At 74.0% G+C, this 15891-nt stretch carries 14 protein-coding genes, 1 tRNA gene and 1 pseudogene; 7 read left to right on the top strand and 9 right to left on the bottom strand.

All coding sequences use genetic code 11. The features are described 5' to 3' along the window. Window positions 1–79 precede the first annotated feature (79 nt). Window positions 80–487 (top strand): hypothetical protein, encoded by a 408-nt coding sequence (locus tag ACE4Q9_RS21755; RefSeq protein ID WP_397985893.1) that lies wholly within the window; start codon window positions 80–82, stop codon window positions 485–487. Window positions 488–508: 21 nt separating this feature from the next. On the opposite strand, the gene ACE4Q9_RS21750 is transcribed toward ACE4Q9_RS21755, so the two are convergent. The 4 genes from ACE4Q9_RS21750 to ACE4Q9_RS21735 form a co-directional block, all read right to left on the bottom strand. Next, window positions 509–1909 (bottom strand): TQXA domain-containing protein, encoded by a 1401-nt coding sequence (locus tag ACE4Q9_RS21750; protein ID WP_397985892.1) that lies wholly within the window; start codon window positions 1907–1909, stop codon window positions 509–511. Between the two features lie 215 nt (window positions 1910–2124). Then, window positions 2125–2601: a single-stranded DNA-binding protein gene (locus tag ACE4Q9_RS21745; RefSeq protein WP_397985891.1), complete on the bottom strand. Its 477-nt coding sequence runs from the start codon at window positions 2599–2601 to the stop codon at window positions 2125–2127. 332 nt (window positions 2602–2933) lie between these two features. Beyond that, on the bottom strand, window positions 2934–5357 hold the full coding sequence (locus ACE4Q9_RS21740; RefSeq protein WP_397985890.1) for a YfjP family GTPase: 2424 nt from the start codon (window positions 5355–5357) through the stop codon (window positions 2934–2936). Window positions 5358–5360: 3 nt separating this feature from the next. After that, window positions 5361–6983 (bottom strand): dynamin family protein, encoded by a 1623-nt coding sequence (locus ACE4Q9_RS21735; RefSeq protein ID WP_397985889.1) that lies wholly within the window; start codon window positions 6981–6983, stop codon window positions 5361–5363. A gap of 274 nt (window positions 6984–7257) precedes the next feature. Between ACE4Q9_RS21735 and ACE4Q9_RS21730 the strand changes: the two genes are divergently transcribed. The 6 genes from ACE4Q9_RS21730 (at window position 7258) to ACE4Q9_RS21705 (ending at window position 12497) form a co-directional block, all read left to right on the top strand. After that, window positions 7258–7330 (top strand) — tRNA-Arg (locus ACE4Q9_RS21730). Window positions 7331–7675: 345 nt separating this feature from the next. Further along, window positions 7676–8542 carry a hypothetical protein gene (locus tag ACE4Q9_RS21725; protein WP_397985888.1) on the top strand — a complete coding sequence of 289 codons (867 nt, stop codon included), beginning with the start codon at window positions 7676–7678 and terminating at the stop codon, window positions 8540–8542. 47 nt (window positions 8543–8589) lie between these two features. Then, entirely contained in the window at window positions 8590–10521 is a 1932-nt protein-coding gene (locus ACE4Q9_RS21720) for a trypsin-like serine peptidase (protein ID WP_397985887.1), read from the top strand. Window positions 10522–10554: 33 nt separating this feature from the next. Beyond that, window positions 10555–11058 carry a GNAT family N-acetyltransferase gene (locus ACE4Q9_RS21715; RefSeq protein WP_397985886.1) on the top strand — a complete coding sequence of 168 codons (504 nt, stop codon included), beginning with the start codon at window positions 10555–10557 and terminating at the stop codon, window positions 11056–11058. Window positions 11059–11139: 81 nt separating this feature from the next. Beyond that, on the top strand, window positions 11140–12099 hold the full coding sequence (locus ACE4Q9_RS21710) for a D-2-hydroxyacid dehydrogenase family protein (protein WP_397987293.1): 960 nt from the start codon (window positions 11140–11142) through the stop codon (window positions 12097–12099). A gap of 119 nt (window positions 12100–12218) precedes the next feature. After that, window positions 12219–12497, top strand: coding sequence for a chaplin (locus tag ACE4Q9_RS21705; RefSeq protein ID WP_397985885.1), 279 nt, complete (start codon window positions 12219–12221; stop codon window positions 12495–12497). A gap of 97 nt (window positions 12498–12594) precedes the next feature. Here the strand turns inward: ACE4Q9_RS21705 and ACE4Q9_RS21700 are convergent, their stop codons facing one another. From ACE4Q9_RS21700 to ACE4Q9_RS21680, 5 genes and pseudogenes are all read right to left on the bottom strand, one after another. Further along, on the bottom strand, window positions 12595–13461 hold the full coding sequence (locus tag ACE4Q9_RS21700; protein WP_397985884.1) for a tyrosinase family protein: 867 nt from the start codon (window positions 13459–13461) through the stop codon (window positions 12595–12597). Window positions 13462–13606: 145 nt separating this feature from the next. Next, window positions 13607–14014: pseudogene (locus ACE4Q9_RS21695) on the bottom strand (tyrosinase cofactor); the annotation flags it as partial. A gap of 105 nt (window positions 14015–14119) precedes the next feature. Beyond that, complete coding sequence (locus tag ACE4Q9_RS21690) at window positions 14120–14650, bottom strand: hypothetical protein (protein WP_397985883.1); 531 nt, start codon at window positions 14648–14650, stop codon at window positions 14120–14122. Window positions 14651–14872: 222 nt separating this feature from the next. Further along, window positions 14873–15364 carry a DUF5949 family protein gene (locus ACE4Q9_RS21685; RefSeq protein WP_397985882.1) on the bottom strand — a complete coding sequence of 164 codons (492 nt, stop codon included), beginning with the start codon at window positions 15362–15364 and terminating at the stop codon, window positions 14873–14875. Between the two features lie 153 nt (window positions 15365–15517). Continuing rightward, window positions 15518–15808: a hypothetical protein gene (locus ACE4Q9_RS21680; RefSeq protein WP_397985881.1), complete on the bottom strand. Its 291-nt coding sequence runs from the start codon at window positions 15806–15808 to the stop codon at window positions 15518–15520. Window positions 15809–15891 lie beyond the last annotated feature (83 nt).

Below are 15891 nucleotides of genomic sequence, written 5' to 3'. Positions count from 1 at the left end.
GGCGGGTGAGTAGAAGTACGGGGCGGGGTGAGTACGCGTGCTCTGGGTGAGGCCGGGTGGGCCGGGTCACGCTCGGGGGATGCGTCAAGGACTGTGGAAGAAGGCGGCCGGGCAGTCGGTACGGGTGCTCGGGATGGGCGTCGTCGCGGCGGGGCTGTGGGCCGGGTGGCTGGGGTGGGATCAGCACAAGGACGTGCGGGCCGACGGTACGGAGAGCGGGCCGTACGCCGTGTGGCAGGTGGCCGGGCTGGTGCTGACGCTGCTGGTGGCGGTCTGCTGGGCGGCCTCGCGGCGGCAGGTCGTGGGACCGGTGGCCGGGACGACGGCCGGGCTGGCCAGCGCCGCCTGGTGGGACTGGTCCGACGACTCCACCGGTCTCTTCGTGATCGGGGTGGCCATGGTCACGCTCGGGAGCCTGGCCGCCACCGTCCTCGTCTGCGTACTGGTCAGAGGGGTGGCACCGGGCGCCCGGCGGGCGGACCGCTGACCCGTCCGCCGCGCGCCGGGGTCACTCGCCGGGCTGTTCCCGCTTGCGCAGCACGACCAGCACCGCGCCACCGATGACGACCAGGCCGATCGCGGCGCCGGCTATCAGGGGGGTGAGGGCGGAGCCGCCGGTGGCGGCGAGGTCGGTGCCGTCGGGGGTGGGCGTGGTGAGGGGGGTCGGCTCGCCGACGGTCTGCACGGCGGTCTTGGCGGCGATCGTGCCCTGGATCTTGCAGTCCAGGACGCCGGTGAAGCGGCGGGTGAAGCCGTTCGGGCCGGTGATCGTGAAGTCGTAGCCCTGGTCCTCCTGGAGGGGGACGGGGATGGTGCGCGTGGCGCCGGCCGGGACGGTGTGCCCGGTGCCCATCAGGCTGAAGGTGAAGGGCTGGTCGCCCGTGTCGGAGGCCGTGATGTCCACGGTGCCCTTGGCGCAGTCCTTGCGGGCCGACACCGCCGGTATCGCGCCGTGCACGGCCCAGTCGGCCGTCGCGCTCGCGGAGACCGCGGACTCGCTGGAGCCGGCCAGGATCTGGGTCTGGCCGCGGCTGTCGGAGGAGAGGGCGCGGCCCACCGGGACGGTCGTCGACGCCTGCACGCTCAGCTGGGCGGAGCCGGCCGCCGCGTCCCGCGGGATCCGGAAGTAGAGCCGGCTGCCGTCCGTCGCCGTGGTGAGCGCCTTGCCGGTCTTGTCGGTGATCCGCACCCCGCTGGTGGCCGCGTCCGCGGGCGGTATCACCGCGACCGGGCCCGCGTTGGTGTGCACGGTCACCGGGCCGACCACGCTGCCGGGGCGGCCGGAGACCGCGGGCGGGTCCAGGGTCAGCGAGGCGCCCGGCTCGGCGCTGCCGCGGGCGCTGCGCTGGAGGTAGTCGGCGAGCTTCTCGGCCTCCGGCGCCACGGCGTCGATCCTGGCGTGCTCGGAGTAGCGCCAGATGGCCACCTGGGTGCCGGCCGCCGCGTCCTGCTCGGTGAGGGTCCGCACGCCGGCCTGGTGGGCGAGCGCGGCGAGGTCGTTGACCTGGGGGTAGGAGTGCTGGACGATCCAGTGGATCTTCCCCGCGTCCCGGTTGGTGCCCAGCGAGGTGCCGCTCCAGGACGTCTCCTGGTAGCGGGCGTCGCGCTGCACCGGACTGTGCAGGTCGACGCCGTAGGTCTGGAGGGTGCCGCCGCCGTCCACCGACATCTCGAACAGCCCTGCCGACACGCGCTGGTCACCGCCGGTCCCATGGACCACGGCCTCGCCGAAGGTCTTCAGGCCGTCCAGGGTGGCGCTCGCACCGCCCTCGGTCTGCGGCGCCACATCGGCCGCGGCCGTACCCGCGCCGGACAGCACACCGGCCGCGACGAGCCCGGACACCGCGGCGGTGGCGGCCAGGCGGGACACGGCGGTGGACCGGCAGAACCCAGAGAGCGCAGCAAGCACAGAATTCCCCTTCGAGCAGGACCCGTTGGATGTGGGGGACGGGTCCCACCAGCAGAATCGGCGGCCCCGAGGGGCACGCCCGGCATCCTATGGACTCGGGCCCTGCCTCCCTGGCCGGTCGGATGATCCGATGGCGTTTCCGATCCGGAATCGTTATCGCCGGACCGCCTTTGAGCAGCACTTATCGATAAATCAACCCGTGGGAACGGCTGACTTCACGTCACTGTGACTGGTTCCGCGGCCTGTTGGTCGTCGGTGCTCTCACCGGTGTCCGGTGGACGCGGGGTGGCCCAGTCGGGCTCGGCCCGGTTCGCCGCGGCGGGGGGCTCGGGTTTGGCCGCGCGGCGGAAGACCGCCGTACCGCGGGAGAGGTCATGGCCGATGGCCGTGGCGTCGATGTCCGCGGACGCCCACTGCTGCTGTCCCTCGCGCCCGTCCGTCCGCACCTTCAGCCGGCCCTGCACGACCAGCGGCTGCCCCACCTCCACCGACGCCATCGCGTTGGCGGCGAGCTGGCGGTTGGCCCACACCGTGAAGAAGTTGGTGTGCCCGTCCGTCCAGGCGCTCTTCTCCCGGTCCCAGTAGCGCGCGGTGGCCGCGAGCCGGAACCGCAGCGACGGCCCCGCCGCCAGCTCCCGGTACACCGGCGCGGTCGCCACGTTGCCCACCACACACACCACGGTCTCGTTCATCGTCTCGCTCCCCTCCCCAGCCCGGCGCGCTCGGCCGGGCGGGCGGACGTACGGGTCCGTCCCGTACGGCGGCGTCTGCCACGGCCTCAGAGTGCCTGCGCCGGCCGGGTCCCGCTGAGCGCTGTGGACGGCCCCCGCGCCTGTGGAAAACTCCGCCACCCACACGAGTGAGCACCACCGGCGATCCACTCCGGCCCACGGCACCGATCCAAGGCGTCCGGCACCGGCCTACGGCACTGGCCCACGGCGTTCGGCACCGGCCGGCGTCGGAACCTGCCAGGGCGTACAGCGCCCGCCCACGGCGTACGGCCCCCGCCCCACCCGGCACCCCGTCAACTCACCCGGTACACCCCCGACTCCTCCATCCCGGCCTCCGGCCGCACCACTCTCCCGTACTGCTCCCGCACCTCCCCGTACCGCAGCAACTCCGACGCCACGGGGTCCAGCACCCGCGCCCTGCCGCAGCTCGCGGCGGACTCGCGCAGGCGCCGTTCCGCGTCCTGGCCGTAGCGCCTGGCCGGTCCCCGCGCGGCCATCCGGCAGCCCCACTCCACCAGCGGCCCGCCGACGATCCCGCACACCATCAGCAGCACCGGAACCCCCAGATCGGGCGCCATCACCCCGGCGATCTGCCCGGCCAGCCACAGCCCGCCCGCGATCTGGAGCAGCGTCATCGCCGCCTGGACGAGCACCGCCACCGGCCACCAGCCCGGCCGCGGCGGGCGCCCGGAAGGTCCGCCGGCCCGCTCAGCCAGCTCGTCCAGCGCCTCCGGCAGCCCCTGCGCACCGCGTACGGCGGCCTCGCGCACCGCCTGCGCCCACGGCACCGGCAGCCCGGCCGAGGCCCGGTCGGCCACCGTACGGACCGCCTGTTCCACGCGCTGTCGCGCCGTCGCCTCCTCGTCCGGCTGGGCGTTCACCTGGTGGCGGCCGGTCGGTGCCGTACCGCGCCTCTGGTACCAGCGCCACAGCCGCAGCCAGGGGGTGCCGCAGGCCCGGTTGGCGTTGCGCAGCCAGGCGCGTTCGGCGGCCTCGCCCGCCGCGGTGGCGCCCACCGCGTCCGCCAGCCGCGCGGCGAACTCCTCGCGCGCCTCCTCGCTGAGCCCGACCCGGCGTCCGGCGGCGTAGACGGGCCGCAGTCCGGCCGCGGCCGCGTCCACGTCGGCGGCGACCCGGCGGGCCGCCGCGCCCCGCTCGGCCACGAACTCGCCGAGCGCCTCGCGCAGATCGCCGATGCCCTCGCCGGTGAGCGCGGACAGCGCGAGCACGGTGGCGCCGGGCTCCCCGTGCTCGCCGAGCGCCACGCCGTCCTCGTCCAGCAGCCGCCGCAGATCGTCCAGGACCTGGTCGGCGGCCTCGCCGGGCAGCCGGTCGACCTGGTTCAGGACGATGAACATGACCTCGGCGTGCCCGGCCATGGGCCGCAGATAGCGCTCGTGCAGCACGGCGTCGGCGTACTTCTCCGGGTCGACCACCCAGATCACCGCGTCCACCAGCTTCAGGATCCGGTCGACCTGTTCACGGTGCTGCACGGCGGCGGAGTCGTGGTCGGGCAGGTCGATCAGGACCAGCCCGCGCAACTGCTCCTCCGACTCCGGGTGGTGCAGCGGACGGCGGCGCAGCCGGCCCGGAATGCCGAGCCGGTCGATGAGGCCCGCGGCGCCGTCGCTCCAACTGCACGCGATCGGCGAGGAGGTGGTCGGGCGCCGTACCCCCGTCTCCGAGATGGCCACTCCGGCGAGTGAATTGAACAACTGCGACTTGCCGCTGCCGGTGGCGCCCGCGATCGCGACGACGGTGTGCCGTCCGGACAGCTTGCGCCGGTCCGCGGCCTCGTCCAGGACCCGGCTCGCCTCGGCGAGGGTCTGGCCGTCCAGCCGCGTCCGGGAGAGCCCGACGAGTTCCCGCAGGGCGTCCAGGCGGGCGCGCAGGGGGCCTTCGTAGGCGAGCGGGACGATCGTACGGGCCCCGCCGCGGGCCGGGACCGGCTCCAGGGGGGCGGCGAGCGCGGCGGCGTCGGCGATGCGGCGGGCGATGAGGCCGTCGTCCCAGGCGCCGGAGGAGTCGGCGGACTCGGAGGAGCGGGCCGAGCGGGAGGGCTCGGGGGCCGCGGAGGGGGCGGCGGGAGTGGCGGATGCGGGGGCCGCGGGAGTGGCGGGCGCGGGGGCCGCCGGCGCGGGGGCCGGGGGGCGCTCGGCGCGGGAGGTGCGGGGGGCGCGGTTGGCTCGGGGGACGCGCGCCGGGCCGCCGGGCTCGCCGTCCCCGCTTCCCTCTTCTCTCGCCGGACCCGGAGCGGCCTTCCGCTCTCCCGCCGGACCCAGAACGGCCTTCCGCCCGTCGCCACCGCCTTCCCGTACCCCGTCCTCCGCTACGACCCCGCCCGCACCCGGCATCGGCGCGCCCTCCTCGCCCCGGTCCCCCGCGGCGGGGGCCGGGGTGACCGTCGTACCGTCTCCGTCCCCCCCGTCGTCCTCCGCCCCCTGGCCCCCCTGGGCTTCTCTCACTCCTTGGGCCACCTGGGACCTCTCCCCCTGCTTGACGATGTCGATGGTCTGCGCGTCCGCCCGCGTGCGGCCGCTGTCACCGCCATGGCTACTGCGGCCGCTGTGTCCGCTGCGACCGGCGTGGTCACCGTGGTCGCCGTTGTCGCCGTTGTCGCCGTGATCCACGGGATCGATGCTCTCGACGTGATCCATGGGCGTGGCCTCGACGCGATCGGTGTGGTCCATGTGCTCCTGGTCAGTGACGGCGGCCACCGGTCACCTCTCCTTCTGCAGTACGGACAGGGCGGCGATGAGCTCGGCCTGGGGCTCGGGATGGATGTCGAGGGCGTCGAGCGGGGCGAGCCGGCGCTCGCGCTCGCGGTGGACGACGCGGTCCACGTGCTCGGTGAGCAGCCGTTCGGCACGGTCGCGCAGGCGCAGCGCGCCATGGGCACCGACCCGGTCGGCGAGCCGTTCGCCGGCGTGGCGCGCCCGGCGGCCGCCCAGCAGGGCGGTGGCGACGAGGGCGGCCACGGCCTCGGAGTCGGGTGCGACACTGCGGTCCAGCTCCCGCACCTCGTCCTCGGCGTACTCCTCCAGCTCGCGCCGCCAGCGCCGGACCGCGAGGCCGATACGGTGCTCCGTGCTCTCCGGCGAGGGATCGCACCCGGCGAGGCCCGGAGCCTGTGCGGCGGGTTCGCGGCGCCAGGCCTCGGCCACCCGCTCGTCGGCGGCGGTGACGGCGCACAGCAGCAGCGCGCCGAGGCTCTCCACGAGCGCGTCGAGCAGTTCACCGGCGGTGCAGTCCAGCGGGAAGGCGCGCCAGCGCTTGAGGGCGCCCCCGGCGAGTACGGCACCGGACTGGAGACGGTGGCGCAGCCGCGCGTGCTCCCTGTCGTACGCGCCGTCCACGGCGGTGGTGAGCCGGAGCGCCGCCGCATACTGGGCGGCGGCCGCGGCGGCCAGCTCGGGCATACGGGTGCGCAGCGAGTCGAGGAGGCCGTGGGCGGTACGGGCCATGGCGTACTGCCGGGCACCGGGGTCCTGGGCGTGCTGGATGAGCCAGGTGCGCAGGGCCGCGACGGCGGTGGCGGGCAGCAGGCCCGCGCTCCAGACGGATTCGGGCAGCTCGGGCACGGTGAAGCGGGGTACGTCGCCGAGGCCGGCCTTGGTGAGCAGGGCGGCGTACTGCCGGGAGACCTCGGAGACGACCTGGTGGGGCACGCGGTCGAGGACGGTGACGAGCGTGGCGTCGTACTCCTTGGCGGTGCGCAGCAGGTGCCAGGGGACGGCGTCGGCGTAGCGGGCCGCGCTGGTGACCATGACCCAGATGTCGGCGGCGCAGAGCAGTTCGGCGGCGAGGACGCGGTTCTCGGCGACCAGGGAGTCGACGTCGGGCGCGTCGAGGAGGGCGAGGCCGCGCGGGAGGGTGTCGGCGGTCTCGATGCGCAGGGCGCGCACGGGCTGGTCGCCGGGTTGCTCGCCGGGGAGCAGCAGGTCGTCGTCGCGGGAGGCGTGGTGCGGCATCCAGACGCGCGCCAGGTCGGGCAGGACGCGCATGCCGCTGAACCAGTGGTGATCCGCCGGATGGCAGACCAGCACCGGTGTGCGGGTCGTCGGCCTGAGCACGCCCGCCTCGCTCACCCGGCGCCCGACGAGGGAGTTGACGAGGGTCGACTTCCCCGCGCCGGTGGACCCGCCGACGACGGCCAGCAGCGGCGCCTCGGGGGCCCGTAGCCTGGGCATGAGGTAGTCGTCCAGCTGGGCGAGGAGTTCGTCGCGGTTGGCACGCGCGCGTGGGGCACCGGCGAGGGGCAGCGGAAAGCGTGCGGCGGCGACACGGTCGCGCAGAGCGGAGAGTGTGTCGAGCAGCTGAGGCCGTACGTCCAAGGTCACCACATGTGAAGAATGCCCAATTTTAGGGGAATTCTGAAGCATATGGACATGTCTGCGCGCCGACGGAACAGAAAGGGCGGATGGGGCGACTGGGACATGGGCGCGGGCCAGGCATAACGAGTGCACAACACCCGGCGGCGTCGGACGCCAAAAGCGCTGCACGATTCGTACCTGCCTGCGATTATCAGGACCGCTTCACCGAACCTCCACATCGAGCCACGGAGGCGAAGCGACAGGGTCGGCGAGCAGGGAGCTTTATCCTTGAACGCGCCACCAGGCCCCCGTAGCTCAGCGGATAGAGCAGGCGCCTTCTAAGCGCTTGGCCGCAGGTTCGAGTCCTGCCGGGGGCGCCGTCCGTTGCCCTCCCTCAGGGGAGGGCTTTTCGTTCCGGTCCGGGCATGGGTCCTTGGCGATCTCGCCGACGGGGCTCGGCGATGAGCGTTGGCCGTCGGGCAGCGGATGGCCGCCATCGAGATCTCGGACGCCCCGGTCACAGTGCCGGCCTCCCCGGCAAAAGGCCCGCTGCGCGCCGCCGTCGGTGAAGGGCGACCCGCATTCCCCGGCCGCGTGACGGGCCTGTACCGCGCCGGTCGAGTGGGCGGGGAAGCAACCCGGTGGCACCCGTACCCCCTCTTCCCGGTCGACGGAACGATGTGGTCGAAGCGGCCCGGCCGTTGCTGATCGGAGGGGGATCGTTGTTCCGCAACGCAGTCCGGGTGCTGGGTGTCGCCGGTCTTGCCACGGCGCCCGTGCTGGGAGCGGCCGCGGGAGCGGTGGCCGATGAGGTGGGGCCGGGCACGGCGGGCGTGCGGCTGGAGTACTACGTCCCCGGCCAGCGGCTCCTCGCACCCGGCGAGTCGCTCTGGTTCGGCATCGAGGGCATGCCTCCGGGCTGGGACCGGGTGGAGATCACCTCCCCCGCCTTGCAGAAGCCCGCCCTGCTCGTCCCCGCGAAGAAGGGGGCGCGGGAGTCGACGGAACCGGCCGACGACGGCGGCCCGCGCATCCGGGAGGGTCTGCGGGCCGGCAGCTATCCGGTGACGGCGACCAGTCACGGCCGCACCGTCGCCACCACACGCGTGAAGGTGATCGGCGAGGACGCGGCGGAGGTCTTCCGGTTCGTCATCGGCCCCGCCGGCGCGCTCCCCGGCGGCACCACGCCCGCGCGGGTACGCCCCGGCAGCGACATCCAGGTGCTCCTCAACGACCTCCGCGGCGACCCGGAGGAGACCTCCCTCACCGTCACCTCACCCGTCTTCACCGGCCCCGTCACCATCAGGACCGGCAGCCCGGACGACCCCGGCTGCAAGTGCGACGACCCCGGCACGGTCTACGCGGGCCGGGGTCGCGTCCGTCCCGATGTGGCCCCCGGCCGCTACCCCATGACCGTGAAAAGCCACCACGGGAAGCAGACCACCACCCGGCACGTCACGGTGGCCGGCGAGCCCGTCGCCCACGGCCCTTCCCCGGCTGCCATCGGCGCCGTGTCGGCGGGGGCCGCCGTCCTCGTCGCGGGCGGCGTGATCGCCGTACGCCGGCGCCGGTCCCGCACGTCCGGCTGAGCTTCTCCCGTTCCGGGACAGCCCTTCCACACGTCAGAGAGAGTTCCTTGCACACCACCCGCAGACGAATATCCCGCCTCGCCGTGCCCGCGGCCGGAACCGCCCTGCTCCTGGCGGCAGCGGCGGGCCTCGCCCACGCCCAGGACGGCAAGGAGCAGGACGCCAGGCCCCCGTCCGCCCACGCGGCCACCGCACCGGCGCCTTCCGTCACCCCCCGCCCCGCGGCACCGGCCAGGAAGCCCGCCGCCACCCCGCCCGGCGACGGCACCTGGACGGACGACGCCGCCACCCGGTTCTGGACCCCCGAGCGCATGGCCTCCGCCACCGACCCGGCCCAGCCCGCGTCGGCGTCCACGACGGCGACGGCGACAGCCCCCGGCACCGGCAGCCCCCGGACCCGCCGCGCGGTGCCGAACGGCGTGGCGGCCGCCATGCCGCAGGCCGAGCACTTCCCCGGTCTGAAGTCCGTCGGCACGATCTTCAGCTACGCCGAGGACCCGACCGACGACACGATGCGCGCCCACAAGTGCACCGCGAGCGTGGTCGACAGTCCGGGGCACAACCTGGTCCTGACCGCCGGACACTGCGACGGCGGCAATGCCGTCTTCGTGCCCATGTACACCGCCGAACGCCCGCTGGACGAGCAGCCGTTCGGCTTCTACCGGGTCACCGGGTGGTACACGGACAACCGGTACGCGCACAACACCAAGAAGCCGGTCTCCGACCTGGACTTCTCCTTCGGCCGGCTCGCCCCGGCCCAGGACGGCGGGCAGGCCCAGGACGTGGTCGGCGCGAACACGCTGCGCCGCACGCCCGGTTACCTCAACAAGGTCACGATGGTCGGCTACCCGTCCAGCCACGATCCCGAGGACCACCCGGTGCGCTGCCCGGCCCAGACGGAGGCACTGCCCGGCTTCTACCAGATCCAGGCCAGATGCGGGGGCATGTGGGGCGGCGTCTCCGGCGGTCCCTGGTTCTCCGAGGTCGACTGGTCGAAGGGCACCGGCGTCATCATCGGCAATGTCGGCGGCTACAACGGAGGCGGCAACGACGCCGACGTCGACTGGCTCACCTACAGCCCCATGCACGGCGACTGGTTCTTCCGCCTGTACGACGAGGCGAAGGCCGACGCCTACCAGCCCCGCACCACGCCCTACACCCAGCCGCCCCTGCCCTACTCCCTGGGCAGCGGCGCCACTTGGGCCCACGCCAGACTCCTGGCCTCGGGCGACTACACCGGGGACGGGAAGGGCGACCTGATCGTCGTCTGGACCGACGGTGAGGTCACCCTCTACACCGGCGACGGCGCCGGCGGCTTCACCGGCGAGCGCCGGCTGGCGGCGCCCGACAGCACGTGGAAGGACGTCAAGTCGCTGACCGGCGGGGACTTCTCCGGCGGCACCGGCTCCGACCTGCTGGCCGTGTGGAAGTCCGGCGAGGTGCGGCTCCTGCCCGACGTCGGCACCAAGGGCCTCGCGGCCGGCATCAAGCTGGCGGACCCCGGTTCCGTCTGGACCAACGCCGACCAGATCGCCGGGGGCAGCTTCGGGACCGCCGGATACGTGTCCGACCTCGTGGTGCGCTGGAGCGACGGCGAACTCACCGACTACACCGCGGTCGGCGACAAGGGCTTCGGCACCGAACACCAGCTCCAGAAGCCCAGCGACCTGTGGAAGCACGCCACCCTGGTCACCGCGGGCGGCTTCACCGGGGGAAACCGGTGGGACACCCTCGTACGCTGGTCGGACGGAGGGGTCTCCCAGTACCAGGAGACCGGGCCTGCGGGCCTGGGCAAGGAGGTCAAGATGGCCGCCGCGGGCGGCGTCTGGTCCCACGACTCGGCCATGACCGCCGGCAGTTACGACGCCGACGGCCGGCCCGACGACCTCGTCGTGCGCTGGTCCGACGGGGAGACCACCATGTATACGCACACCGGCGCGGCGTTCGGCCCAGAGCACATGCTCGTCGCCCCGAAATAACGCTCGGTACAGGGCCGTTGTTAGGCTGCGCCCATGTCCGTTGACGCCCAGCACGTCGCATTGCGTACGGCCCGCCCCGAGGACGCGGAGGCGGTGGCGGAGATCTGGTACCGCGGTTGGTGCGACGGGCACCTGGGGAACGTTCCCGAGGCGCTGGTCGCGGTGCGGACACGCGAGTCCTTCACGGAACGCGCCGCACACCGCCTGTGCGATACGACGGTCGCGGTCGCCGACGGCGAGGTCGCCGGGTTCGTCATGGTGGTCGGGGACGAGGTCGAGCAGGTTTACGTCTCCGAACGGCACAGAGGCAGCGGGGTGGCGGCCCGGCTGCTGGGTGAGGCGGAGTGCCTGGTGGCGGCCGCCGGTCACCGCCGGGCATGGCTGGCGGTCGTACCGGGCAACGCCCGCGCGCGGCGGTTCTACGACCGCAACGGCTGGACCGACGAGGGGCCGATCGAGGACTACGCCCCGCACGACCAGGGACAGGTGCCGGTGCCCGTGCACCGGTACGTGAAGCGGCTCGCGGCCGGGGCTTAGCGGTTGCCGGTCCGACCATACTTCGGGATGCCCGGAGCGCTCGGCATGCCCGGAGCGCTCGGTTCGAGAGGGGAGAACGGCGTGCGACTGCGCTGTGCGGTGCTGGACGACTACCAGGGCGTGGCCACCGAGTCGGCCGACTGGTCGGTGCTCGGGGACGCGGTGGAGGTCGTATCGCTGCGTACGCACCTGGCCGACGAGGACGCGCTCGCCGCAGCGCTCGCCGAGTACGACATCGTCGTCACCCTGCGCGAACGCGTCCCGTTCCCCGGCTCGTTGCTCGCCCGGCTGCCCCGGCTGCGGCTGATCGTGGCGACCGGGATGCGCAACACCGTGATCGACTACGCCGCGGCCGAGGCGCGGGGCGTCACCGTGTGCGGGACGCAGAGCTCCGGGACTCCCCCGGTGGAGCTGACCTGGGCGCTGCTGCTCGGGCTCGCCCGCGGGATCGTCGAGGAGAACACGGCGCTGCGCACCGGCGGGCCCTGGCAGTCCACGGTCGGCGCCGATCTGCACGGCGCCCGGCTCGGTGTGCTCGGGCTCGGCCGGATCGGCGCCCAGGTCGCGCGGGTCGGGCTCGCCTTCGGCATGCGCGTCGCCGCGTGGAGCCCGCGGCTGACCAAGGAGCGCGCGGCCGAGAACGGGGTCGAACGTGCCGCGTCGAAGGAGGAGTTGCTGGCCGGCAGCGACTTCGTCTCCGTGCATGTGCCCGGCGGCGACCGCACGCGCGGGCTGATCGGCGCCGCCGAACTCGCCCTCCTGAAGCCGAGCGCGTACCTGATCAACACCTCCCGCGCCTCGGTGGTGGACCAGGACGCCCTGCTCGCCGCGCTGCACGAGGGCCGGATCGCGGGCGCCGGCGTCGACGTCTTCGACATCGAGCCGCTGCCCGCCGGCCACCCGATGCGCACCGCCCCGCGCCTGCTCGCCACCCCGCACCTCGGCTACGTCTCCGCGGCCAACTACCGCACGTACTTCACCCAGGCGGTGGAGGACATCCAGGCGTACCTGGCGGGCTCTCCGGTACGACGACTGCCCTGAGCCCTGTTGAAAGGGTGATCCGCCGCTGACCACCGTGACCCCTGTCGGACGGCCGCGTTGAACGTGAAGTGCGACGGCAGGACCGGCCGTCGCCTTTCCCGAGCGACAGGAGGAACGTGATGTCTCGCATCGCGAAGGCGGCCGCCGTGGCCCTCGGCACCGGTGCCGTGGTGATCGGTGGGGCCGGGCTGGCTCTGGCCGACGCGGGCGCCCAGGGTGCGGCCGTCGGCTCGCCCGGCGTGCTGTCCGGCAACGCGATCCAGGTCCCGGTCAACATCCCGGTGAACGTGTGCGGCGACACCGTGGACGTCATCGGCCTGCTGAACCCGGCCTTCGGCAACACCTGCGTCAACCAGGGCGGCACCCTCGCGCAGGGCCACGGCAGCTACGGCGACTGAGGCTCAGGCGCACATCGCGAAGGGCCCCGGCACCTCCGAGCGCCGGGGCCCTTCGCGTCCACCAACGATCCAAACCCGCCGACTCACCGGCACCGGCTCACGCGTAGCGGTAGACCCCGCTCATGTCCTCCAGCTGGTCCGGCGTCACGTTCCACGGCGGCAGCTTCTCGTGCCGGGCGACGACCCGGCCGTGCTGCGCGTCCCCCGCGCCGGGCGGCTCGGCCGGCAGATAGCGGTGGCTGCTGTGCGCGCGCTGCCAGCGTTCCCACTGCATGTCGAGGTAGGCGTGGTGCAGCCAGAACACCGGGTCGTTGACGGACGCGGCGCCGAGCATCGCCCCGCCGACCCAGCGGTGCACCCGGTTGTGGTTGTGCCAGGAGGCGCTGCCGCTGCCGGTGCCCCAGCCCTCCAGCTTGTTCCGGAAGCCCTGGGTGACGGTGGAGTCCCAGGGCCGTACGTCGTAGACCGGGTCGTTCAGCGCCCAGTTCACGTCGTCCCGCGTGGGCAGTTGGATGGGTGCGGCGGCGCGGCCGAGGTCGCGGGTGAGGTAGTGGCCGTCGGTGACGCCCACCGTGATGGTCCAGTTGCCCGTCGCGTAGGCGAACGGACCGGTCGTCACCTGCTGGTCGGAGCGCCGGCCGTTGCCGCCGAGCAGGTCCTTGGTCCAGGGCACGGAGGTCGCCGTGCGGTCCCGCGTCCAGTCCCAGTACGGCACCGTCACCGAGGAGTCGACGCGGCGCAGCGCGTTCTCCAGGTCCAGCACGAACCGGCGGTGCCAGGGCAGGAAGGACGGCGCCATGTGCGCGGCGCGCAGCTGGGTCTCGCCGTCGGCGGCGAAGTACGCGATGTGGGTGCGCACGAACTCGTCGTACTCGCCGCGCCGCTTGATCTCCAGCAGGGCGTCCACGAACCGTTTCCGCTCGCTCGCGGTGAGCGCGCTGACGTTCTTACGCACGTACGCCATGCCGGCCCCCCGTCCCCATGCCGCCCGCGCCACTCATGTCCATGCCGCCCATGCCGCCCATGTCCACGGTGATGCCCATGCGGCCCAGCATGTCCTTGACGCCGTCGGGCAGGGCGCCGTCCAGCGGGCCCGGTGCCGGCACGCTCAGCCGCTGGCCGGGGCCGAGTTCGTCCACCGCGGCCCGCGCCGCCTCGCGGGGCGTGCGGTACGACGTGTAGTGGTCGACCATGCTCAGCCAGGTGCCGTCGGCGCGCCGCATCAGATGCAGCGGGCGCCCGTCGACGGTGATCCGCCAGGCGTCGTCGGCCGTGCTCCGTCCGGCGTCCGCCAGTCGGACCCCCTGGATGCGCCGGCCCCGGTACGTCTCGTCGAAGGAGTCACCGCCGGCGGCCGGGGGCACCGGCCGGGACGCGGCGACGACCGGCGCGAGGGCGGCGGCGGCGACGCAGGACAGCAGTCCCCGCATCACCCGCCGCCGCCCTGGACCGGCCGCCGCATCCGCTCTGACCTGCTCTGTTGCGCCCGCCGCCGCTGCGTCGTCGCCGTCGACCATCGCACTCTCCTCGTCCGGGGACAGCTGTCGTACCCGCTAACGGACGAGGAAGGGGCCGGTCACCGGGCGTACGGCCGAACGGCGCTGGTGAGGGAGCCCTTGGGGTTACCGGGCCGGGCCCGCGCCCAGTTCGCCGCCGGCGACGGTGCGCAGGGCCGGGGCGAGGAGGCCCGCCTCGGGCAGGCGCAGCTCCGGCAGGCCGAACCGGTCCGGGTCCGGCGCGCCCAGCGGGGCGCCCAGGTTCAGGCCGGGCCCGTCGGTGTGCAGATCGGCGGCGGGGGCGTCGAGGCCGAGCCGGTCGCCGAGCGGACGCGGCAGCGGCGCCCGCAGGTCGACGCCGGGCAGCGGCGCCCGCAGGTCGACGCCGGGCAGCGTCCCGCTGATCGGCAGCCGCGGCAGGATCGGCTCGGGGAGCAGCCGGCCGGTGACATAGCGCGGCCCCTCGGGCACACCCGGCGTCAGCAGCGGCACCTCCAGAGTGGCCTCGGGCGTCCGCGTACCGAGGGACTGGGAGACGCCCTGGAGCGGCACGGGCACCGGGACCGCACCGGCCGCGGCGGCGGGGGCGGTCGCGCTCACGGTGGCCGCGACGCCGGTGAGCACGGCGGCGACGGTTCCTCGGGTGGTCGGCTTCATATCGGGTTCGGCCCTTTCCGGGTACGGGGGTTCGGCGTCCGTACCGCGTAACTGGCGTGGCCGGGACGGAGAACGGGGGTCGGCGCGCAATTCCCCCGGCTGCCGTAATAGTCGGCTGGTCATGTTCGTACGACCTGATGTACGGCCTGGCGTAGGGCCTGAGGGACGGCCTGGTGCCCGCACCGCCGCCGTATGCCAGGGCCCCGGTCGTCGGCCATGCCGTCAGCCGCGCAGGCTGGTGGCCGGCAGGACGACGTGCGCGGCGGCGTGCAGGGTCTCCGGGGCGCCGGCGAACGCGGCGAGCGCGGCCGGCTCCACGATGCTGCCGGGCGCGCCCTCGGGCCAGGCGCGGGTGGTGAAGACCAGGTAGGCGAAGCCGCGGGCGCGGACGGCGGTGAGCCACTCCGGCGGCGCGGGGGCCTGGGCGATCAGCCGCGGCATCCGGACGACGGCCTGCCCGGCCTCCACCAGCAGGCTGATGGGGAGGCTCGGCCGGTGGGTGCCGTCGACCAGGTCGCCGCCGACCGGCAGCCCGTTGCTCTCCAGCAGCTGCTCGACCGCGGCGGCGGTGACCTGGGGGCCGCCCGCGGCGTCCCCCAGGGAGTAGGCCAGCAGGTAGGGCATGTCGGTGCCGTCGGGGGCCGCGCCGCTCCAGGGCAGCACGACCAGCGTGCCGAGGTCGGCGGGGCGCAGTTCCGTGGGGGTTGAGGTCACCGCGCGACCATATCGACGCGTCCGGGGCGGCCCGGCGGCTTCTCACCCGTCCGGAGCAGTGGACCGGAGGGCTCCACACGAACGAGGGAAGCGGCCTCGAACGGCGCGGGGCCGGCACCGCGGATGCGGTACCGGCCCCGGTCGCCGGGGGCGTCAGCTCTGGAGGGGCAGGCCGCCGAGGAGCGGACTGTGCTGGTTCAGCGCGGTGGTGGCCCCTTTGACCGTGTGCAGCACGGAGTCCTTGTCCTCGGTGTCGAGGGCGTTCGACTGGTGCTGGAGCGGCATCAGGTCCCGCAGGGTGTAGTCGCCCCTGGCGAGCTGGTCGACGGCGCCGTTGAGGCTGGAGGGCGTCAGGTCGGACGCGTTGTAGGCGAACGCGGGCGCGGCGACGCCGGCGAGGGCGACGGATCCGGCGAGGACGGCGGCAGCCTTCAGGGACTTCATCGTGTTCCTTTCTTCGGCAACGACGTGTCTAACGAGCGTCGCGGCGGGGCGGAAACCCCGTGGCCGAGAAGACATATGAACAT

The sequence above is a fragment of the Streptomyces sp. AM6-12 genome (assembly GCF_044327085.1).
Taxonomy (GTDB): Bacteria; Actinomycetota; Actinomycetes; order Streptomycetales; family Streptomycetaceae; genus Streptomyces.
The sequence above is the reverse complement of the archived record's forward strand: the minus strand, read 5'-3'. Positions and strand labels throughout refer to the sequence as shown.